Source organism: Mycolicibacterium sarraceniae (assembly GCF_010731875.1).
Classification (GTDB): Bacteria; Actinomycetota; Actinomycetes; order Mycobacteriales; family Mycobacteriaceae; genus Mycobacterium; species Mycobacterium sarraceniae.
This window is the reverse complement of sequence record NZ_AP022595.1, coordinates 878,588-898,586: the sequence shown is the minus strand read 5'-3', so window position 1 is coordinate 898,586 and position 19,999 is coordinate 878,588. Positions and strand designations below refer to the sequence as shown.

Below are 19,999 nucleotides of genomic sequence, written 5' to 3'. Positions count from 1 at the left end.
CCAGTACGCTTTTGCACCATGTCTGGCCCATCAGCGCTCGTCACGCTCGACGGCGAGGTGCATGATCCGAGCCGGCCCCTGTTATTCGCCGACGACCTGGCCGCCGTGCGCGGCGACGGCGTGTTCGAGACGCTGCTGGTGCGCGACGGCCACGCCTGCCTGGTCGAATCCCACCTGTACCGGTTGGTCCAGTCGGCCAAAACGATGGATCTGCCCGAACCGGACCTGCCGGCCTGGCACCACGCCATCGGTATCGCGCTCGGACAGTGGAATTCTGCGACCGCCGGCGAGGGCGCGCTGCGACTGGTCTACAGCCGTGGCCGCGAGAGCAACCCGGCTCCGACCGCGTACCTGACGGTCAATCCCCTGCCCGAGCGGGTCGCCATCACTCGCCGCGAGGGAATCGCCGCCGTGGTTCTCAGCCGGGGGCTTAGCACCAATGCGGCCGACGCCATGCCCTGGCTGGTCGCCGGCGCCAAGACGTTGTCGTACGCGGTCAATATGGCCGCGCTGCGCCATGGCACCGCACAGGGAGCCGGGGACGTGATCTTCGTCAGCTCCGACGGATATCTGCTCGAAGGCCCGCGGTCCACGGTGGTGATCGCCGCCGATGACGGGTCCGGCGGGACCTGCTTTCTCACCCCGCCGCCGTGGTACCCGATCCTGCGCGGAACCACCCAGCAAGCTCTGTTCCAGGTTGCCAGGGACAAGGGCTACGACTGCGACTTCCGCGCGCTACGACCATCGGATCTACTTACCGCCCAGGGGGTTTGGCTGGTCTCCAGTATCACCCTGGCAGCCCGGGTGCACACGCTGGACGGTCAACCGTTGCCGCCGACCCGGCTGGCCGCCGAGGTCGCCGCGCTGGTCGACGCCGCGATCGTCTGCGATCGCTGAACGCGACGCGCGATGCGCAGTGTCAGCGTGGCGCTTGCGAATCGCAACAACGTTCACAGCTAACGATCAGGAAAGACTCTGCACTGGCCGCGTAACCTTCGTGAGTAGTGTTGGCTGCCGTCGAGTCATCTGGGGGAGCGCATGGAACTCGTTGTCCCTGTGGCAAAGGGGATCGCCTCCTACGTACCGGGTCTCTATGCTCTGCGTTCCCGTCGGCGACACGTCGAGGCGGTCAGTCCTGGACAAGGGCGGCGCGTTGACGTCGTGCGTGTCGGGTGCGGTTGACGCCCTGCGCTCCGATGGCACGCTGGCCAAGCTGCAACAGCAGTGGCTGGCTGAAGCCGGCAACGCGCCGGTCCTCAAGTGACCGCCCTGGCCGCCGAACGCCTCGCCACCGGTTATGTCGACCTGTTCCGCGGGCTGCCGCTGATCATCTGCCTATACCTCGTCGGGTGCGGACTACCGGGACTGCGGCTGTCGGGCGTCCCGAACAACCCGGTGCTGCTGGGCGGCTTGGCGCTGGTGCTTGGTCTATTCGGCGTATGTCGCCGAGGTGTTCCGCGCCGGCATCGAGTCGGTGCATCCGTCGCAACAGGCGAATGTTGGCCTGGGGCTGAACTATCAACGGACCATGCGGCTGGTGGTGCTGCCCCAGGCGGCACGCCGGGTTACCTCGGCACTGCTCAAGGATTTTGTTGCGCTGCAAAAGGATTGCGGCCTGATCTCGGTTCTGGGTGCTGTCGACGCGGTGCGCGCGGCCTTGCGCCAGGGCTGACGCCTATCCCGACGAGCTGTCCGGCGGCCAGCAGCACCAGCGCGCTGGATCCTGAGCTCGTAGGGGAGGTGCGCGAGCTTGTCGGCGAACTGGCCGTCGCCGGGCGGACCATCGAATCAGGCACTGCTGAACTGCGGCCGAAGGAGCCGTCACGATGGCAGCGGCCGCGCCCGCGATGAGGATCACCGATTTCACCCTGATGACCCGAGGGTACGAGCCCTCCCGCTAAAGATGTTCGACCACAACACATCTCATGCGAAAGCCGTGCTGACGCTCAGCTCGCGGGCCCCGGCTCCAGCGGCGAGCACGCTTTCCGGGCCTGATCCCAGACACCGGGGTCGACGCCGGCCGGCGGTCCCAGCACGGCGGGGCCCGCCGAGTCGGGCACACCGTGTTCGTGCAGGCACTGCCCCAGCGATCCATGCTCGCCCGGGTTGACGCTGGTGGTGGCGCTCGTCGTGGTCGGCGTGCCACCGGTGGTGCTGGGCGCGGGGCTGATCACCGTCGGCTGCGACGGGGTTGGGGCCGGTGCGCAGGCGGCGAGAATAGCGGTGGTCGCCGTGGCGACCCCGAAGGCGAGGCGGCGCATCAGCCGACGTGTCGCGTCAGCCGCGCGGACAGATGAGGAACCAGGCCGCCGTCGGCGTCGACCCGCTCCTCGACGTAGGCCAGGTCACCGCCCTCGACGATCCCGTAGAGCCGCTTGGCGCCGCCGACCAGCACACCGGACTTACTGCGTGCCAGCGCGTCGGTCACCAGCTCCCAGGACGACTGGGTGAGCGGTTGGCCGTAGAACAATTCGACGTAGCCGGCGGAATGGGCCAGCAGCAGCTCGATGGCCTGCGATTCGCTCGGGTCGGCGGGGTCGGTGTCGAACCGCCAGAAGCCGGTCTCCCGCAGCCCAGGGGAGTGATAGTCGCCGCTCTCGTCGAGGCGCCAGGACCGAGCGTCCCAGTTGAGGTAGTCCCCGCCGTCGTGCGAGACGACGATCTGCTGACCGAAGCGGTAGTCGCCGTCCGGTCCGCGGCCTTCGCCTTCGCCGCGCCAGACGCCGACCAGTGGTAGGAGGGCCAGCAGTGCATCGTGCAGATTGGCGCCCAGGCGCAGATTGGCGGTGTCCGCCGGAAGCGGCAGGTCATCGAAGACCGGAATGTTCCGGCCGGCCGTCTCCTTGGCCCGTTCGACCGCCGCGGCGACCGCGCGATCACCGCTGCCGGCGATCTCCTCGGAACTCACGACTCGTCGGTGATCAGCCGGTAGAGCGCATACAACGCGAACCAGGTGATCACGACGACCGCTGCGACCAGGAGGATCTCGAAGAAAAGAACCACGTTCGTCAGTCTATCCGGGGCTCGGGCGGACTGGCCGCCCGAGCCACCTCATCCCTCGTCAGGCGACCTTGATGTCGACCTCGTGGATGCCGGCACCGGACGGCGCCACGGTGGCATCGCCGTTGCCGACCTTGGACAGCGCACGCACGGTCCAGGTACCCGGCGCGGCGAAGAACCGGAAATCGCCGGTCGCCGAGGCCACCACCTCAGCGGTGAACTCGTCACTGGCGTCCAGCAGGCGCACGAATGCACCCGCCACCGTCTGTCCGGAGTCGTCGACGACGCGCCCCGTGATCACGGTCTCCTTCTCCAGGTCGACACCGGCAGGCAGGGTCTGTCCTTGTTTAGGTGCAGAGCACATGATCAGCTTCCCAACTCGATCGGGGCCCCCACCAGGGAGCCGTATTCGGTCCAACTACCGTCGTAGTTCTTGACGTTCTTGTGCCCCAACAGTTCCTGCAGCACGAACCAGGTGTGCGAGGACCGCTCGCCGATGCGGCAGTAGGCGATGGTCAACTTTTCGCCGTCCAGGCCGGCGTCGGCGTAGAGCTTGGCGAGATCCTCGTCGGACTTGAAGGTGCCGTCCTCGTTGGCGGCCTTGCTCCACGGCACACTGATGGCGGTGGGGATGTGGCCGGCACGCTGGCTCTGCTCCTGCGGCAGGTGCGCGGGGGCGAGGATCTTGCCGGAGAACTCGTCGGGGGAGCGGACGTCGACCAGGTTCTTCTCGCCGATCGCAGCGATCACCTCGTCGCGGAACGCCCGGATGTCGTTATTGGGCGCCTTGGCCGAGTACGACGTGGCGGGACGCTCGGGCACGTCCGTCACCAGCGGGCGACCGTCGAGCTCCCACTTCTTGCGGCCGCCGTCGAGCAGCTTGACGTTCTCGTGGCCGTATAGCTTGAAGTACCAGTAGGCGTACGCGGCGAACCAGTTGTTGTTACCGCCGTACAGGATCACCGTGTCATCGTTGCTGATTCCCTTGTCGGACAACAACTTCGAAAACTGCTGCTGGTCGACGAAGTCACGCTTGACCTGATCCTGCAACTCGGTCTTCCAGTCCAGCCGGACGGCGCCGGCGATATGGCCGCCTTCGTAAGCCGAGGTGTCCTCATCGACCTCGACGAAGACGGTGTTCGGCGCGTCGAGATTGCTCTCGGCCCAGTCGGTGGAGACCAGGACGTCGGAGCGTGCCATGAAGTAGTTCCTTTCCGTTGCGTGTCGTAAGCGTCAGGTGGTGCTCGGAGCGGGACGCCGCCGGGCCACCAGTGGGTAGAGCTGGCAGCCGAGGCAGATGCCGAAGGCTGCGTTGAGGAAAGCGGCGAACAGAGCGAACGCAGTAGCGATGGTGCCGAGCGGCGGCACCCCGAACGCGAAGCCGGCGACGCCGACGACAGCGAATACCAAGCCGACCAGCTGAGCGAACTTCAAGGGCGGCACCGGCTCCCGCTCGGAGACCGGGCTCAGGCGCGGTGCCACCAGATTGGCGAAGATCAACCCGTACGGATGTTGACGCGGTCCGCGCACGGCTCCGAACGCGAACACGACAGCCTGCAGGGCGAGCAGTGCGGCGGCACCACCCGTGCTGAATCCCGAGATCGCCAGGACCGCGATCAGTACGGCGGTGGTGACCCACGCCGCGAAGCGGGGGCCGCGGACGTCTACTTGCGCGGGGGCGCCGATGGTAATGGTGTTGGTCGACATTTATGTACTCCTGTTGCTCATCGGGCTGGACGGAGGCAGGCCACCAACGGCCGCTCCAGAGTGGCGGCGCGAGAGATTGGCGCGGCAACTCAGCAGCTACAGCAACAACAGCAACAACCCGCGATGCGGCACAGATCGACTGCGCGACGCTTGGTGAGCGATAGCTCGAGACGGGCTGACACGCCAGACATGCTACCCAATGACCGGGGTCTCAGGCCAACAGAGGTTCGAGGGCCGAGCGCAGGTCAGCAGCCCTGGGAACCCCAGCTGTGCGGTATCGCTGCCGGCCCTGGGCATCGAAGATGAACGTCGTCGGCAATGACAGCACCGAAAGCCTGCGTGCGGCAGCTGGATTGGCATCCATATCGATCTCGACATGAGCTACCTCACTCATATCGGCGCAGACCTGGTCGACCACCCGTCGAACCCCCGCACAGGGTCCGCACCAGACTGCGCTGAAATGCACGATCGTGGGCCCGGTCGCCGAAAGGGCCAGGTCGCTGATGTCGATATCGGGTGATTCGGCCTCGCGCACGACTCCCGAACGCCGGTTGTGCAGCACGCCGGCCAGGCCGGCCACGGCCAGGGCGGCGGCGATGGCGACTATCGCGGTGAGGTACGGGGTCATGACTGGGTGAACCCGTCGAGGCGGACGGTTACTCCCTCGGTGATGCCCTCGATGATGATGTCCGATCCGCGGGCGCCCACAGTGGTTGGGTGCACCCCGAATGGGAGCTTCTGGCCTGGCAGGCTACCGCTGAATTCGGCCAGCACGGCGGCCTTCTTGTCGTCGGGTACCGGGCGGTCGGCTGTGCCGGGGCCGGTCTGCACGTCGGTGGCGGTGAAGACCAGGGTGGTCTGCTCGAGGCCGGCGGTCGACAGATCCACCGCGACGCTCACCGGCGTGTCGATGCCGGCTTTCGTCGGCGTTCCGGTGAACACCAGCCCCTTGCTGCCCGAGATGCCGGACTCGGTGGTGCCGCCGGTGGCGTCGTTGGTCTCCTTGGACGGGGCCTCGACCATCAGGTCTTTCATCCCCATGGACCGGCCCAGGTGGCCGGAGTCGATGATGATGCGGCTCTCCAGCTTGCCGACAGGCAGGTTCGCATCCGGTCTGATCAGCCACGACGCTTCCGTGAGGTCGATGTTGTGCAGGGTGGCTTCTAGCGAGGCACGGCCGACCACCGGATGGTCCACCCCGTTGGCCTTGATCTCGATCTCACTGAAATGGTGGCGGGCAGCCTGGCGGATGAACGGGAAGCCCAGGATGGCGACCGACGGATCGAATGAGAGTCCCGCGGCGGACCGCACGGTGCGGGCCAGCCGGTACTCGGCGTAGATCGTCGCCCCGAAATCTGCGCCGACGGCCCCGACCACCACGGTGATCGCCGTGGCGGCCAGGGTGATCAGCAGCTTTCGCACCTGCACATTCTGGCTCACGGCCGTCGCCGGCATACCGCCGCGCCACCCCTTGGCGGCGGGGGCGAATCCGCCAGATCGGCTAAATAGCAGGTAGGGGGTTAAAGTTATGTGACCCATGGTCGGGTAACGGCCATATGTCGCCCATGAGTCTGGTGGGTCAACGCGACGACGCTGTCGACGATTGAGTATCCAGGGCATTGGAGAGTCTGTTGGACCTGCTACTTCTCACAGTCGACCCGCACCCGGAATCGGTGCTGCCGTCGCTGGCGTTGTTGGCGCACACTGTGCGGTCCGCGCCCACCGAGGTGTCGACACTGCTAGAAGCCAGCACCGCGGATGTGGCGATCGTCGACGCACGTACCGACCTGGCCGCCGCGCGTGGCCTCTGCCGTCTGCTGGGGACCACCGGCACGTCGGTGCCCGTGGTGGCCGTCGTCAATGAAGGCGGTCTGGTGGCCGTCAATGTGGACTGGGGTCTCGACGAGATTCTGCTGCCCAGCACCGGCCCCGCCGAGATCGATGCGCGGCTGCGCCTGCTCGTCGGCCGCCGCGGTGGCATGGCCAGCCAGGAGAGCGCGGGCAAGGTCAGCCTCGGTGAATTGGTCATCGACGAGGGCACCTACACCGCGCGGCTGCGTGGCCGCCCCCTGGACCTGACCTATAAAGAGTTCGAGCTCCTGAAATACCTCGCACAGCACGCCGGCCGGGTTTTCACCCGTGCGCAGTTGCTGCAGGAGGTGTGGGGTTACGACTTCTTCGGCGGCACCCGCACCGTCGACGTGCACGTGCGGCGGTTGCGCGCCAAACTCGGCCCAGAATACGAATCGCTGATCGGTACAGTCCGCAACGTCGGCTACAAGGCGGTGCGCCCAGCCCGGGGACGTCCCGCCGCGGCAGAGCCCGAATACACCGAGGACGACGAGGACGGCGTCGACGACGGCGAGGACGTCATCTCGGAGCCGGTCGGAAATACGGTGCGGTCAGGGTCGATGTCCCACCCGCTTCGCAGTCAGTGACCGCCCCGCACTGGCACGACGCCCTGTCCCGGGCCGAACAGGAGCAGGTGCGCGCCCTCATCGCAGCGGCCACCGGCGCCGATGGCGTCGCTCCGGTGGGCGAGCAGGTACTGCGGGAGTTGCCGCGGCAGACCACCAGGCATCTGGTGGCCGACGACGGCGAGGCGATTGTGGGTTATCTCAATCTGGCGCCGGGGCGCGACGGTGCCGATGCCATGGGTGAGCTCGTCGTCGATCCGCGGGCGCGTCGTCGCGGTATCGGGACGGGGCTGCTTCGGGCGGCCATTGGTGAGGCCGGTGGCGCCGTGCGGTTCTGGGCGCACGGCACTCTGCCGGCGGCGCGCGCGGTGGCCGATGGGCTCGGGCTGGCCGTGGTTCGGGAACTGATGCAGATGCGCCGGAGCCTGTACGACGTGCCGGCCCTGGTCGTGCCCGACGGCATCACCATTCGCACCTACCAGGGCACCTCTGACGATGCGGAATTGTTGCGGGTCAATAACGCCGCTTTCGCCTGGCATCCCGAACAGGGCGGTTGGGAGCAGGCCGAGATCGACGAACGGAGCGGCGAGTCCTGGTTCGATCCCGAGGGCTTGTTCCTTGCCTGTGATGACAATAGCGACGCTCTGCTGGGATTTCACTGGACGAAGGTGCCCGCCGGCCGGCAAGGCCTCGGTGAGGTCTACGTCGTCGGTGTGGACCCCGCCGCGCAGGGGCGCGGGTTGGGCCGGGCGCTGACCGTCGTGGGTTTACACCACCTGGCCGCACGGCTGATCTCCCAGGATCAGCCCGATGCCAATCCCGGGTCGCTGCGCTCCGGCTCTCCGGAAGTGATGCTCTACGTTGAGGCCGATAACACCGCGGCCGTCAAAACCTACGAGCGGCTGGGATTTGCTGTGTCGAATGTCGACACCGCCTATTCACCCACATTGCCGGCGAATATTAAGACAGATGTCACTCACAGCTAGTTAGCGACATTCCGCAACGCGGCGTTCATCAACCTGTTCACCCTCCATTCATATTCCGGGCGGGTTCCGTCCACCCCCACCGCCTAACTTCCCGGGTGATGCATGCGCTCCTACTGGGGCGAACAGGGCAACACTGGAGAAAGTGGGATAGGTGAATCTGAACAGGTTTGGCAAGGCGTTCTTCGTGACCGTGTCAGCAACGGCCATCACCGGCCTGACGCTCACCGCCTGCGGTAGCGACAACAACTCCGGTTCGTCGTCGACGAACGCATCCGGCTCGTCCAGTGCGGCGACCGACTGCGGCGGCAAGAACGCCCTGACCGCCGAAGGCTCGACCGCGCAGCAGAACGCCATTGCGGTGTTCAACCAGGTGTGGGGCCAGAAGTGTCCGGGCAAGAACCTTTCCTACAACCCGACCGGCTCGGGCGCGGGTGTCACCCAGTTCATCGCCGGCCAGGTCGACTTTGCCGGCTCCGACTCGGCGCTGTCCAAGGACCAGACCGACCCCGCCGCCAAGCGTTGTGGTGGAAACCCGGCGTGGAACTTGCCGCTGGTCTTCGGCCCGGTTGCGCTGGGCTACAACCTGCCCGGTGTCGACAATCTCGTGGTCAACGCCGACGTGCTCGCCAAGATCTTCACCGGTGCCATCACCAACTGGAACGACCCCGCGATCGCCGCGCTGAACAGCGGCGCCTCGCTGCCCGACCAGAAGATCACCCCGATCTACCGCTCGGATTCCTCGGGCACCACCGACAACTTCCAGAAGTACCTGGGCGCTGCCGCTCCGCAGACCTGGACCAAGGGTGCGGGCAAGGAGTTCCAGGGCGGCGCGGGTGAGGGCGCGCAGAAGACCGCCGGTGTCGTGCAGGCTGTGCAGGCCACCCCGGGCGCGATCGGCTACGTCGAGAAGGGCTTCGCCGACCAGGCCAAGCTGACCGTCGCCCAGATCGACAACGGTGGTGGACCGGTCGCGCTGACCGATGACACCACCAAGGCCGCGATCGACTCCGCGAAGATCTCGGGTACCGGAAACGATCTGGTCCTGGACCTGAACGCGCTGTACTCCACCAAGGCCGCCGGCGCCTACCCGTTGATGCTGGCGACCTATGAGATCGTGTGCTCCAAGGGCTATCCCGCCGATACCTCGGCAGCGGTCAGGTCGTTCCTGACCGTGGCCGCCAACGACGGTCAGGCCGGGCTTCCGGCTGCCGGTTACGTCCCGCTGCCGGACTCGTTCAAGCAGCGACTGCTGACCGCCGTCAAAGCAATTCAGTAACAGCGCTGGCGAGGCAGGTCGATTGCGGTGACGATGGAGAGATCAGTGAGCGATGGGGTGAATGTGACCCAAGATGTGCCGGGACCTAATCCAGTGAGTGCTGGCTCCGGAGAAGTCGTGGCCGCAGCTTTCCCGGAGAAGCCCTCAATCCCGACGAACCCGTCCGGAAACGCCAAAGTGCGTATCGGTGACCGGATTTTCCGCGGGCTCTCGGAGGGTTCCGGTGTTCTCGTCATCGCGCTGATCGCCGCGATCGGCCTGTTCCTCGTCTGGCGTGCGGTGCCGGCGTTGGGGCGTAACGACGCGAATTTCTTCACCTACGGCGGTAACTGGGTCACCACCGACACCGCCCATATGAAGTTCGGCATCCTGGATCTGCTGCAGGTGACGGTGTTCGTCTCCCTGTTCGCCCTGATCCTGGCAATGCCGGTCGCGTTGGGTATCGCAGTTTTCTTGACGCAGTACGCCCCGCGCCGGGTGTCCGGGCCGCTGGGTTACATGGTGGATCTACTGGCCGCGGTGCCGTCGATCATCTACGGCGTCTGGGGCCTGTACGTGCTGGCTCCGGTGCTCAAGCCGCTCGCGCTGTGGCTCAATGCCAACCTCAGCTGGATTTTCCTGTTCGACACCGGCAATGCGTCGGTGGCCGGCGGCGGCACCATCTTCACCGCCGGGATCGTGCTGGCGGTGATGATCCTGCCGATCATCACCGCCGTCAGCCGCGAGGTGTTCGTCCAGACGCCGCGGGGCCAGATCGAGGCGGCGCTGGCACTGGGCGCCACCCGCTGGGAAGTGGTCAGGACCACGGTGCTGCCGTTCGGGCTGTCCGGCTACATCAGCGGTGCGATGCTCGGCCTGGGCCGCGCCCTCGGTGAGACGATCGCGCTGTTGATCATCCTGCGCGGCACGCAGAAAGCGTTCGGCTGGTCGCTGTTCGACGCCGGCTACACCTTTGCCAGCAAGATCGCCTCGGCCGCTTCGGAATTCAACGACCAGTACAAGGCGGGGGCCTACATTGCCGCCGGCCTGGTGCTGTTCATCCTGACGTTCGTGGTCAACTCGGCGGCCCGCGCCGCGGTGGCCGGAAGGGGTGCCCGATGACCTCGACTCTGGACAAGCCGGTCAAGGTGCCCACCTTCCAGGCGGTCAGCCTGCGCCGCAAGATCACCAACAACACCGCCACCGTTCTGGTGACGCTGTCGGTGGCTGTCGCCGTGGTACCCCTGATCTGGGTGCTGTACTCGGTGATCACCAAGGGTCTGGGCACCGTCCTGGACAGCACCTGGTGGATGAATTCGCAGGCCGGAATGACGGCCTTCGCGGACGGCGGCGGCGTGTACCACGCGCTGGTCGGCACTGTGCTGCAAGGACTTTTCTGCGCGATCATCTCGATCCCGGTCGGCGTGTTCGTCGGCATCTACCTGGTGGAGTACGGCGGCGGCACCCGGCTGGGCAAGCTCACCACGTTCATGGTGGACATCCTCACCGGTGTGCCCTCGATCGTCGCGGCGCTGTTCATCTACGCCCTGTGGGTCGCGACCCTGGGCTTCCAGCGATCCGGGTTCGCGGTATCGCTGGCCCTGGTGCTGCTGATGATCCCGGTGATCGTGCGCTCCACCGAGGAGATGCTGCGGATCGTGCCGATGGATCTGCGCGAGGCCAGCTACGCACTCGGCGTGCCGAAGTGGAAAACCATTGCCCGCATTGTGATTCCGACGGCGTTGTCGGGCATCGTCACCGGCATCATGCTGGCACTGGCCCGCGTCATGGGTGAGACGGCGCCGCTGCTGATCCTGGTCGGGTATTCGCAGGCGATGAACTTCGATATGTTCAACGGCTTCATGGGCTCATTGCCCGGCATGATGTACGACCAGACTTCGGCCGGCGCGGGCGCCAATCCCGTTCCGACCGATCGGCTCTGGGGTGCGGCACTGACCTTGATCGTGCTCATCGCGGTCCTCAATGTCGGCGCCCGCTTTGTCGCCAAATTCTTTGCCCCCAAGAAGGTCTAAGCAGGTTTAGGAGAGTACTGACGATGGCCAAGCGGCTTGATCTCAAAGACGTAAACATCTACTACGGCAGCTTCCACGCGGTCTCCGATGTGTCGCTTGCGGTGCCCCCGCGCAACGTGACCGCGTTCATCGGTCCGTCGGGCTGCGGCAAGTCCACCGTGCTGCGCACGCTCAACCGCATGCATGAAGTCATCCCGGGCGCGCGGGTCGAGGGCTCGGTCTTGCTCGACGGCGAGGACATCTACGGCTCCGGGGTCGACCCGGTGGGTGTGCGCAAGACCATCGGTATGGTTTTCCAGCGGCCTAACCCGTTCCCCACCATGTCGATTCGCGACAATGTGGTCGCCGGCCTGAAGCTGCAGGGTGTGCGCAACAAGAAGGTGCTCGACGAGACCGCCGAGCGCTCGCTGAAGGGTGCCAACCTCTGGAACGAGGTCAAGGACCGTCTCGAGAAGCCCGGCGGTGGTCTCTCCGGCGGTCAGCAACAGCGTCTGTGCATCGCTCGCGCGATCGCCGTGCAGCCCGACGTCCTGCTGATGGACGAGCCCTGTTCAGCGCTGGACCCCATTTCCACGCTGGCCATCGAGGATCTGATCGGCGAACTCAAGCAGGAGTTCACGATCGTCATCGTCACGCACAACATGCAGCAGGCCGCCCGCGTCAGCGATCAGACGGCGTTCTTCAACCTGGAGGCCACCGGTAGGCCGGGCCAGTTGGTTGAGATCGACGACACCGAAAAAATCTTCTCCAACCCGAGTCAGAAGGCCACCGAGGACTACATCTCCGGGCGATTCGGCTAGTCCGAAAGCAACGAAAACCCGGTATCCCTTTGGGATACCGGGTTTTTCAGGCTGAGGGTAGGCCCCTCAGTACCTTTAGCAGGTCGGGATTTCCTCTTCTTCGGGCAGCCGGCCGGTGACCTGGAAGATCACCCGCCGGGAGATCTCCACGGCGTGGTCGGCGAAGCGCTCGTAGAACCGGCCCAGCAGGGTCACGTCCACCGCCGCGGCTACACCGTGCTTCCACTCGCGATCCATCAGCACGGTGAACAGGTGCCGGTGCAGATCGTCCATCGCGTCGTCTTCCTCGCGGATGCGACGAGCCTTTTCCGGATCCCGGGACAGCAGAACTTCGCGAGCACTGTTACCCAATTCCACTGCGACACGGCCCATTTCGGCGAAGTAGCCGTTCACTTCCTCGGGCAGTGCGTGCTGTGGGTGGCGACGGCGCGAGATCTTGGCGACGTGCAGGGCCAGCGCGCCCATGCGTTCGACATCGGCGACGATCTGAATGGAACTGACAATGGCCCGCAGGTCGCCGGCCACCGGTGCCTGCAGCGCGAGCAGCACGAACGCCGCTTCCTCTGCGCGGGCGCTGGCCGTGGAGATCTGGTCGTGGTCGGTGATGACTTGCTCGGCAAGCACGAGGTCGGCCTGCAGCAGCGACTGGGTCGCCCGTTCCATCGCGAGTCCGGCCAGCCGACACATGTCGGCCAATTGATTGGTGAGAGCATCGAGTTGCTCGTGGTACGCAGTGCGCATGGCTTCACCCTACTTTCCGCAGCCTGCCCAGTCTGCCGAGCCGGGGTGAACGAATGGTGAATGAAAGCAAACGCGCGCCATGCCTGGGCGGATTACTCGCAGGTGACGTCCGCGGCGTTGGTGACCGTGAGATCTTCCGGCAGCTGGGTGGGGGTGCTCTTGGAGTTGTGGCTCACATGGACGCTGACGCTCGATCCGCTCGGCGGCGGTGTTCCCACAGCGCTGAAGTCAGGTCCGAGCACTACCTGAATGGTGTTCTCCGGACCGTCAACTCTCTCCATCTGCGCGGCAGGGAATGCGGCTGCGACGGTGGCGGCGGCCTGCTCGTTGCCCGCCGAGAACATGACGGTCGTCGTGTTGACCGCCTCGCCGGTGTAGTTGTCGGGGTCCAGCACATGAAAACCGTGTTCGCGCAACGCCGCGGTGGCGGTGGCGCCCAACCCGTCCTGGCCGGTGGAATTGGAGACCTGCACGCTGATGTCGTGCGGATCGGTCGTCACCGCATTGACCAACTCGGTCTGAGTGGTGCCGGCCGGCACCTCGACGGTGCTCGGCTTGGCGGCCTGAAGTGTCTTTTGCCCCGCGGTCATCGGGCTGATCGTCGCGTTGGTGTCGTTCTCACCCGGCAACGGATCATCGTTGATGATCGCGTCGAACAATCTCCGAATGTCCTCGGTGCGCGGTTGCTCATTGCCGTCGGCGTCGGTCACTCCGGTGGTGGGGACGGTGACGAAGGTGATCCGGCCGGCGTTGACGCCCTGCAATGACTGGCCAAGGTCGACGAGATCCTTCGTCCGGACGTTGTCCACGTAGGTGTCGTCGATGAACATATTCACCACGTTGTTGAGCTTGCTCAGGCTGAACAGCGTGTCCTTGGAGATGATCGACCGCAGCAGCGAGGACAAGAACAGCTGCTGGCGCTTGATCCGGCCGTAGTCACCGTTGACCTCGGTGGTGACCTGGCGGGCGCGGACGTAGTTCAGCGCGGTGTGCCCGTCCAGCGTCTGGTGCCCGGCGCTGGCCAGCACCGTGCCCAGCTCGTAGTCCGACAGCGGGGTGGTGCTGCAGACGTCGACGCCGCCCACGGCGTCGACCATCTTCGAGAATCCGGCGAAGTCGACCGCCATGAAGCGGTTGATCGACAGGCCCGACAACTTTTGGATGACCTTTACCAGGCATTTCGGTCCGCCGTAGGCGTAGGCCGAGTTGAGCTTCGTTTCGGTGTAGCGGTAGTCGTCGCTCTTCTCGCCGGTGTACTTGTTGAGCACCGGGCCGTACTTGCCGCTGTCGGGATCCCAGGCCTGGCAGTAGGCCGGGGTGATGGCGAGGTCGCGGGGGAAGGACACGACGACGACGCGCTTGCGGTCGGCCGGAACATTGACCAGCATCACGGTGTCCGACCGGGCGCCGTCGGCGTCCGCAGTGGTGCCGGCACCGATCTCCCCGTTGGCGCCGGTGCGGCTGTCGACCCCGACGATCAGGAAGTTCTCGTCGCCGAACTGCGCGTTGGGGTCGACGATGTCGCGTGAGTCGAGATCCAGCGCCGCGACGTTGCGCAGCAGTCCGTTCTTGGTGGACTGCCACTGCCAGGCGCCCCCGGTCAGAACGAGCGCTGACACCGCGAAGATCGCCGCTGCGGACCGGCCGGCCACGAGGACAGGCTTGCGCGTCTTGGTCCGCTTTTTCTTGGTGCTCGTCGGCGCAGGCGTCGCGGACGGGTTGGGGTCGGCCGTGAGCGGCCCGCTGACCCGGTTGAGGGCCTCGAGGTCGGGCACTTCGGCGGCGTAGGCGGCGCTGACCACCGGGATGGGCACGGTGAGGTCGGTGGAATCGTCCGCGAGATCTTCATCGAGCGGTGGGGCTTCGGCGCGGTGGCGGGTGGGCTCCGCGGCGGGGGTGGCCCCAGAGAGCTTGGCGATCAGGTCCGCCACGGTCACACCCTCGGTGTGATTACCGCTCGTCGGGGGCGTGTCGGCTGCCCGGCGGGGGGTGATCGGTTGGGCGCGCTCCCACGGCTCGACGCCGGCGGCCGGTCGCGGTGTGTGGGTCTCCCGCTCGCCCTCGTCAGGGCTGCGGTGCTGGCCGGGCGTGGCGTTGCCGCCATCACTCATGTTCCAGTCGCCTCCGACTCTGGTTCGGTCTTGCGGCTCGATGGGCCTGCAAATCCGGTCCGGCCGGGCACCGATGCGCGGCCGTGTCAACGGTCCTATGTCTTGTAGCAGTATTGGGTGGGGGTCCGCCACTTCAGTGGCCTACACGACAAGACCATCAGCGTACTGAGACAACCCCGCCGGCCGCTAGCTCGCCCAGATGTCGAGACCGTCTCGGTTCAGCCGCCGGAGTTCATCACATCGGCTCCGGCCGGCACGGTGCAGTCATCCGGATCGTCGAGCCAGCCCTCGGGCAGCGTGACGGACGACGCGGATCCCTGACGTCCGCGCGGCCCTGTCGCCGCGTCCGGGAACGGCACGTCCCGATCGAGGCGGCCGAGCAGCATGTCTAGCTCAGAAAGCGTCTTGACCAGTGCCAACGCCCGCCTGATGTCGGCGCCGGCGGGAAACCCGTGCAGGTACCAGGCGACGTGCTTGCGGATGTCACGCATGCCCTTGTCTTCGCCGAAGTGGTCGGCCAGTAGCGCGCCGTGACGCCGGACGATGTCGGTGACTTCACCCAAGGTCGGCGGGGTCGGGGTGGGGGAGCCGGTGAATGCCGCGGAGAGTTCGGCGAACAGCCACGGCCGACCCAGGCAGCCGCGGCCGATGACGACTCCGTCACACCCCGTCGCCGCCATCATCGCCAGGGCATCGCTGGCCTCGAAGATATCGCCATTTCCGAGCACCGGGATCGTGGTCACCGCCTCCTTGAGGAGCCCGATCTGCTCCCAGTCGGCGGTGCCTGAATAGCGCTGGGCCGCGGTTCTGGCGTGCAACGCGACCGCGGCGGCGCCTTCCTGTTCAGCGATCCGGCCGGCATCGAGGTGCGTGCGGTGGGCGTCGTCGATCCCGATCCGGAACTTCACCGTCACTGGAACCGAGCTGCCTTCGGTGGCGCGGACGGCTGCGGCCACGATCTGGCCGAAAAGGCGGCGCTTGTAGGGCAGGGCCGCCCCGCCGCCGCGGCGGGTGACCTTGGGCACCGGGCAGCCGAAGTTCATGTCGATATGGTCGGCGAGGTCCTCGGTGACGATCATCCGGACGGCCTCGTAGGTGGTGGCCGGGTCCACGGTGTACAGCTGTAGCGAGCGCGGTGATTCCTGCGGCGCGAACGTTGTCATATGCATGGTCACGGGATGACGTTCGACGAGTGCGCGGGCCGTCACCATCTCGCAGACGTAGAGGCCCGATACGGTTCCGATACGTTGCTCTTCGAGCTCGCGGCACAGGGTGCGGAAGGCGACGTTGGTGACGCCGGCCATGGGTGCCAAGACAACCGGGCTGCGAAGGGCGAAGGGCCCGATCCGCAGCCCGGAGGCAGTCTGGGTGGGTTCGCCTATGTCGCCGCCCCTGCCAGTGCCTTGGCGCTGCGCTTCTCGGCGAGCTTCGCGTCGCGGTCCAGCTTGCGGACCTTCGCTTCCTCGAATTTGTCGCAGGTCTCTTCGAGTTCCTTGATCAGCTCGGCCAGATCGTCGCGCAGCCGTGCGGCTTCGCCGGTGAAATCGTTGCGCTCGAAGATGCGCCACTTCTTCAGCACCGGCATCACGACGTCGTCGAGGTGGATGCGCGGGTCGTACACGCCGCCCATGGCGATGATGACGGCCTTGCGCCGGAAGTCCGGCACGGTGTAGCCGGGCATCTTGAAGTTGCGCAGCACCCGGTGTAGCGATGTCATCGCCTGGTTGGGTGCGATATCGAAACCGGCCTCACTGACGTCGCGATAGAAGATCATGTGCAGGTTCTCGTCGTTGGAGATCCTGGCCAGCAGTTGCTCGGCGACCGGATCACTGCAGGCCTTGCCGGTGTTGCGGTGCGACACCCGGGTGGCGAGCTCCTGGAAGCTGACGTACATCACCGAGTCGAACAGGCTGTCGGCGAACATATCGCCCTGCTGGTTCTGGCCGGGGGAGAAGCCGCGGGTCATCTGCTCCACGCGCAGCTCTTCCAGCTCGACCGGATCGCAGTTGCGGGTCACCACGAGGTAGTCGCGGATCGCGATGCCGTGCCGGTTCTCCTCAGCCGTCCACCGGTTGACCCAGTAGCCCCAGGCACCGTCCATGGAGAAGTTCATCGCGATCTCGCGGTGATACGAGGGCAGGTTGTCCTCGGTCAGGAGATTCTGCACCATCGCCGTGCGGGCGACTTCGGACAGCTTGGACTGCTCGGGATCCCAGTCCTGGCCGCCGAGGGCGTAGTAGTTCTTGCCCTCCGACCACGGGATGTAATCGTGGGGGTTCCAGTCCTTGGCCATCGTGAGGTGGCGATTGATGAGCTTCTCCGCCACCGGCTCCAGCTGGCGCAGGAGATCAAGATCGGTCAGGTCTTGCGACATGAACCCTCCAGTTATCTGTTCCTAGTGGTTGCACTCAATATATCTGTGTATCCCGGTGACATTCAAGCTCCTGACTTGGCATGTCGCCGCAGTCTGCACCAGCTTGCGGTAAAACATCGCTGACCTGGCCCGATCGCGACGAGACCGGGATCGTGGGCCGTGGTGGCCGTGGTGGCCGTGGTGGCCGTGGTGGCCGTGGTGGCCGTGATTGCGCGGCACTGCGCACTCGCAGGAGCGACAGTACTATTTGCGCACTGATTGCCACCAGCATTTAGTACCCAAACGCACAGGTAAAGCACATGTCCGGCGGTCGTGAGACGTGGACAAGCATGTCGCCATTGGCACTGCCGCTGTTGGTGCCGCTGCGGCGTTGGCGGTGGTCGGTTCTGGTATCGCCTCGGCGACCAACGAATACGCGGGGCAGACGTACGCGGACGCCTCGCAGGCGATCAGTGGTGCGGGCCAGTCGGCCACTATCGCGACCCGGGTTGGCAGCTTCCTGCCGACTTCCTCGATTCCAGCGGTAGCAACCCCGGCAGACGGGTGCTGCTGTACCTGAACTGCAACAACACGTTCGCGACTGCCGGTGGGCCAGGCAACTCGATCGGCAGCCCGGAAGGCCGTGCCGTCCGCGCCACCTACGAGCAGAAGCTCGCCGACGCTCAGGCCAAAGCGCAGCAGAGCGAGTCTGCTGAACTCGAGCAGACCGGCAACGTGCCCGGCGAGGCGGGTCAGGTCGCCGGCGGATAACTCGGCGCGCGACTGAGGAGCAGTTCGACGCAGTAGTCGATGAACTGCTCGCGAGAGGCCGGCAATCTGCCGTCCAAGTAGGCGGTGAACAGGGCGGTCAGCGCACCGATCAGGCCGGTGGCCATCATCTTCTGCAGTACCGGATCGCTGACGGTGATCAGTTTGCTTTGCAGCAGTTCGATGAAACTCGGCATCCATTCCGCCCCGGAGTGGATCAGCACGGGTTCCACCTCTGGCGCCAGCAGCAGCACGCGCCCGCGCACCGGATCGTCGACCATGAGGGCCACGAACCTCTCGACCGCCTCGCGTGGCGTACCTGCCGACATCAGCGCCGTCATCGCGCGATTGCAGACGTCGTCGTAAACGGCGCGCACGAACTCGTCCCGGTCGGAGAAGCTTTCGTAGAAGTACCGTTCGGTTAGACCGGCATGCCGGCAGACCGCCCGTACCGTCAGCGCCGGGCCACCCGCGCTGCCGAGCAGGGTCACCCCGGCGGCGATCAGCTCGTCCCGGCGCAGCGCCTGACGGTCCGGCAGGGGGACGCCCGCCCAGCGGCCCCGTCGTTGACCCGACGTCACATCGCTCCTAAGCTCGTGATGACAACGCGTGTAGTCAGAGTGCCTCGCGCGCCAGTGGGAAGGCCATCAGTTGAGACAAGATACGTCTGACGTGTCCCCAGTCACCAGCGAGGGCGCGGCGGCGGCTGCCGGTTGCCCGGTGACTGGATCTTACGACGCCCCGCCCGATGTGCTCGGGCCTGACTCATTGACGTGGAAATACTTCGGCGACTGGCGGGGGCTGCTGCAGGGGCCATGGGCCGGCTCGATGCAGAACATGCATCCTCAGCTCGGTGCGGCGGTCGAGGAGCACTCGATTTTTTTCATGGAGCGCCTGCCGCGGCTGCTGCGTTCGCTGTACCCGATCGGCGGCGTGGTGTTCGACGGCGACCGGGCGCCGATGACGGGCGCCGCGGTGCGCGACTATCACATTCCGATCAAAGGTGTTGATGCTCAAGGGCGTCGCTACAGCGCACTGAATCCAGACGTCTTTTATTGGGCACACTCAACGTTCTTCATGGGCACCGTGTTGACCGCGGAGTACTTCGGGGACGGTCTCACCGAAGACCAGAAGCGCCAGCTGTTCGACGAGCATGTCACCTGGTATCGGATGTACGGCATGAGCATGCGGCCGGTCCCCGGTAGCTGGGAGGAATTCCAGGTCTACTGGGACCACATGTGTCGCAATGTGCTGGAGAACAACCACGCCACCCGTGAGGTCCTCGATCTGTCCACGATGCCGAAACATCCTTCGCTGCAATGGATTCCGGATTTCGTCTGGTCGGCCTACCTCAAGGTGCTCGGGCCGTTCGCCGTGTGGGTGACGGTCGGCCTGTACAACGAGCCGGTGCGCGATCTGATGGGATACACGTGGTCCCCACGCGACGAGCGGCTACACCGGTTGTTCGGCCGGTCGGTCAACCTGGCATTCAAGCTACTGCCCAAACGGCGGCGGATGCATCCGCGCGCCCGCGCCGGCTGGGATCGGGCCACCGGCAGAATTGCCGCCGACGCGGCGTTGGTGCACACCCCTGCCCGAAATCTGCCGCCAGCTGGCGAGCGCGACAAGGGAATTCATTATCTGGGAGCCTGCCCGGTCCAGCGCTCGCCGTAGGCCTCAGAGTCTCTGAGCGCACATGCTGTGGGCGGGCTCAGTCCAGCCGGTCCGGCGCTATGACGTAGACGTCAAATACTTTGCGGGGCAGTCAAACTCCAGCACATCACCGCATACGAAGCCGCGAAAGCGATGTCGTCGATGTCCTGTTCGC

The 19,999-nt window shown here is 65.8% G+C and carries 24 protein-coding genes; 11 read left to right on the top strand and 13 right to left on the bottom strand.

The features are described 5' to 3' along the window. Positions 1-18 precede the first annotated feature (18 nt). The 3 genes from G6N13_RS04705 (at position 19) to G6N13_RS24440 (ending at position 1,672) form a co-directional block, all read left to right on the top strand. On the top strand, positions 19-897 hold the full coding sequence (locus G6N13_RS04705; RefSeq protein ID WP_163695004.1) for an aminodeoxychorismate lyase: 879 nt from the start codon (positions 19-21) through the stop codon (positions 895-897). 196 nt (positions 898-1,093) lie between these two features. Beyond that, positions 1,094-1,264 (top strand): hypothetical protein, encoded by a 171-nt coding sequence (locus G6N13_RS04700; RefSeq protein WP_197746825.1) that lies wholly within the window; start codon positions 1,094-1,096, stop codon positions 1,262-1,264. A 159-nt stretch (positions 1,265-1,423) separates the two neighbouring features. Further along, the gene (locus tag G6N13_RS24440) at positions 1,424-1,672 is read left to right on the top strand and encodes an ABC transporter permease family protein (protein WP_197746824.1); all 249 of its coding nucleotides are present in this window, start codon (positions 1,424-1,426) and stop codon (positions 1,670-1,672) included. A gap of 274 nt (positions 1,673-1,946) precedes the next feature. Here G6N13_RS24440 and G6N13_RS04690 read toward each other — a convergent pair whose 3' ends face one another. From G6N13_RS04690 to lmeA, 8 genes are all read right to left on the bottom strand, one after another. Next, on the bottom strand, positions 1,947-2,261 hold the full coding sequence (locus G6N13_RS04690; RefSeq protein ID WP_163695003.1) for a hypothetical protein: 315 nt from the start codon (positions 2,259-2,261) through the stop codon (positions 1,947-1,949). Continuing rightward, on the bottom strand, positions 2,261-2,908 hold the full coding sequence (locus G6N13_RS04685) for a heme-binding beta-barrel domain-containing protein (protein WP_163695002.1): 648 nt from the start codon (positions 2,906-2,908) through the stop codon (positions 2,261-2,263). The genes G6N13_RS04690 and G6N13_RS04685 overlap by 1 nt, the downstream gene beginning before the upstream one ends. A gap of 153 nt (positions 2,909-3,061) precedes the next feature. Beyond that, positions 3,062-3,364: a DUF1416 domain-containing protein gene (locus G6N13_RS04680; RefSeq protein WP_163695001.1), complete on the bottom strand. Its 303-nt coding sequence runs from the start codon at positions 3,362-3,364 to the stop codon at positions 3,062-3,064. Positions 3,365-3,366: 2 nt separating this feature from the next. Next, positions 3,367-4,200, bottom strand: coding sequence for a sulfurtransferase (locus G6N13_RS04675; RefSeq protein WP_163695000.1), 834 nt, complete (start codon positions 4,198-4,200; stop codon positions 3,367-3,369). A gap of 33 nt (positions 4,201-4,233) precedes the next feature. Continuing rightward, positions 4,234-4,707 (bottom strand): DUF4395 domain-containing protein, encoded by a 474-nt coding sequence (locus G6N13_RS04670; protein ID WP_163694999.1) that lies wholly within the window; start codon positions 4,705-4,707, stop codon positions 4,234-4,236. A gap of 89 nt (positions 4,708-4,796) precedes the next feature. Beyond that, entirely contained in the window at positions 4,797-4,898 is a 102-nt protein-coding gene (locus G6N13_RS26080) for an Ms5788A family Cys-rich leader peptide (protein WP_407663871.1), read from the bottom strand. A 20-nt stretch (positions 4,899-4,918) separates the two neighbouring features. Then, positions 4,919-5,335, bottom strand: coding sequence for a thioredoxin family protein (locus tag G6N13_RS04665; RefSeq protein WP_163694998.1), 417 nt, complete (start codon positions 5,333-5,335; stop codon positions 4,919-4,921). Next, entirely contained in the window at positions 5,332-6,162 is an 831-nt protein-coding gene (gene lmeA / locus G6N13_RS04660; RefSeq protein WP_163694997.1) for a mannan chain length control protein LmeA, read from the bottom strand. The genes G6N13_RS04665 and lmeA overlap by 4 nt, the downstream gene beginning before the upstream one ends. A 176-nt stretch (positions 6,163-6,338) precedes the next feature. Between lmeA and G6N13_RS04655 the strand changes: the two genes are divergently transcribed. The 6 genes from G6N13_RS04655 (at position 6,339) to pstB (ending at position 12,198) form a co-directional block, all read left to right on the top strand. Beyond that, positions 6,339-7,145 carry a winged helix-turn-helix transcriptional regulator gene (locus G6N13_RS04655; RefSeq protein WP_163701701.1) on the top strand — a complete coding sequence of 269 codons (807 nt, stop codon included), beginning with the start codon at positions 6,339-6,341 and terminating at the stop codon, positions 7,143-7,145. Beyond that, the gene (mshD, locus tag G6N13_RS04650; protein ID WP_163694996.1) at positions 7,142-8,110 is read left to right on the top strand and encodes a mycothiol synthase; all 969 of its coding nucleotides are present in this window, start codon (positions 7,142-7,144) and stop codon (positions 8,108-8,110) included. The genes G6N13_RS04655 and mshD overlap by 4 nt, the downstream gene beginning before the upstream one ends. A gap of 151 nt (positions 8,111-8,261) precedes the next feature. Next, on the top strand, positions 8,262-9,386 hold the full coding sequence (gene pstS / locus G6N13_RS04645; protein WP_179965079.1) for a phosphate ABC transporter substrate-binding protein PstS: 1,125 nt from the start codon (positions 8,262-8,264) through the stop codon (positions 9,384-9,386). A gap of 33 nt (positions 9,387-9,419) precedes the next feature. Beyond that, complete coding sequence (pstC, locus tag G6N13_RS04640) at positions 9,420-10,487, top strand: phosphate ABC transporter permease subunit PstC (RefSeq protein ID WP_163694995.1); 1,068 nt, start codon at positions 9,420-9,422, stop codon at positions 10,485-10,487. Beyond that, on the top strand, positions 10,484-11,398 hold the full coding sequence (gene pstA, locus G6N13_RS04635; RefSeq protein WP_163694994.1) for a phosphate ABC transporter permease PstA: 915 nt from the start codon (positions 10,484-10,486) through the stop codon (positions 11,396-11,398). The genes pstC and pstA overlap by 4 nt, the downstream gene beginning before the upstream one ends. Positions 11,399-11,421: 23 nt before the next feature. After that, positions 11,422-12,198 carry a phosphate ABC transporter ATP-binding protein PstB gene (gene pstB, locus G6N13_RS04630; protein WP_163694993.1) on the top strand — a complete coding sequence of 259 codons (777 nt, stop codon included), beginning with the start codon at positions 11,422-11,424 and terminating at the stop codon, positions 12,196-12,198. A 75-nt stretch (positions 12,199-12,273) separates the two neighbouring features. Here the strand turns inward: pstB and phoU are convergent, their stop codons facing one another. The 4 genes from phoU to G6N13_RS04610 all read right to left on the bottom strand — a co-directional run bounded on the left by phoU (position 12,274) and on the right by G6N13_RS04610 (position 17,424). Next, a complete protein-coding gene (gene phoU, locus G6N13_RS04625) occupies positions 12,274-12,939 on the bottom strand; it encodes a phosphate signaling complex protein PhoU (protein ID WP_163694992.1) in 666 nt (221 codons plus the stop codon). A gap of 92 nt (positions 12,940-13,031) precedes the next feature. Then, positions 13,032-15,050, bottom strand: coding sequence for an LCP family protein (locus G6N13_RS04620; protein ID WP_163694991.1), 2,019 nt, complete (start codon positions 15,048-15,050; stop codon positions 13,032-13,034). Between the two features lie 218 nt (positions 15,051-15,268). Further along, positions 15,269-16,402 carry a tRNA dihydrouridine synthase DusB gene (gene dusB, locus G6N13_RS04615; RefSeq protein WP_163701695.1) on the bottom strand — a complete coding sequence of 378 codons (1,134 nt, stop codon included), beginning with the start codon at positions 16,400-16,402 and terminating at the stop codon, positions 15,269-15,271. A gap of 26 nt (positions 16,403-16,428) precedes the next feature. Next, positions 16,429-17,424, bottom strand: coding sequence for an acyl-ACP desaturase (locus G6N13_RS04610; RefSeq protein ID WP_163694990.1), 996 nt, complete (start codon positions 17,422-17,424; stop codon positions 16,429-16,431). A 543-nt stretch (positions 17,425-17,967) separates the two neighbouring features. Between G6N13_RS04610 and G6N13_RS24870 the strand changes: the two genes are divergently transcribed. Continuing rightward, positions 17,968-18,174 (top strand): hypothetical protein, encoded by a 207-nt coding sequence (locus tag G6N13_RS24870; RefSeq protein WP_235677930.1) that lies wholly within the window; start codon positions 17,968-17,970, stop codon positions 18,172-18,174. On the opposite strand, the gene G6N13_RS04600 is transcribed toward G6N13_RS24870, so the two are convergent. Continuing rightward, positions 18,156-18,752 (bottom strand): TetR/AcrR family transcriptional regulator, encoded by a 597-nt coding sequence (locus G6N13_RS04600; RefSeq protein WP_163694989.1) that lies wholly within the window; start codon positions 18,750-18,752, stop codon positions 18,156-18,158. The genes G6N13_RS24870 and G6N13_RS04600 overlap by 19 nt on opposite strands. A 70-nt stretch (positions 18,753-18,822) precedes the next feature. Between G6N13_RS04600 and G6N13_RS04595 the strand changes: the two genes are divergently transcribed. Continuing rightward, positions 18,823-19,845 carry an oxygenase MpaB family protein gene (locus G6N13_RS04595; RefSeq protein ID WP_163694988.1) on the top strand — a complete coding sequence of 341 codons (1,023 nt, stop codon included), beginning with the start codon at positions 18,823-18,825 and terminating at the stop codon, positions 19,843-19,845. Positions 19,846-19,999: the final 154 nt, after the last annotated feature.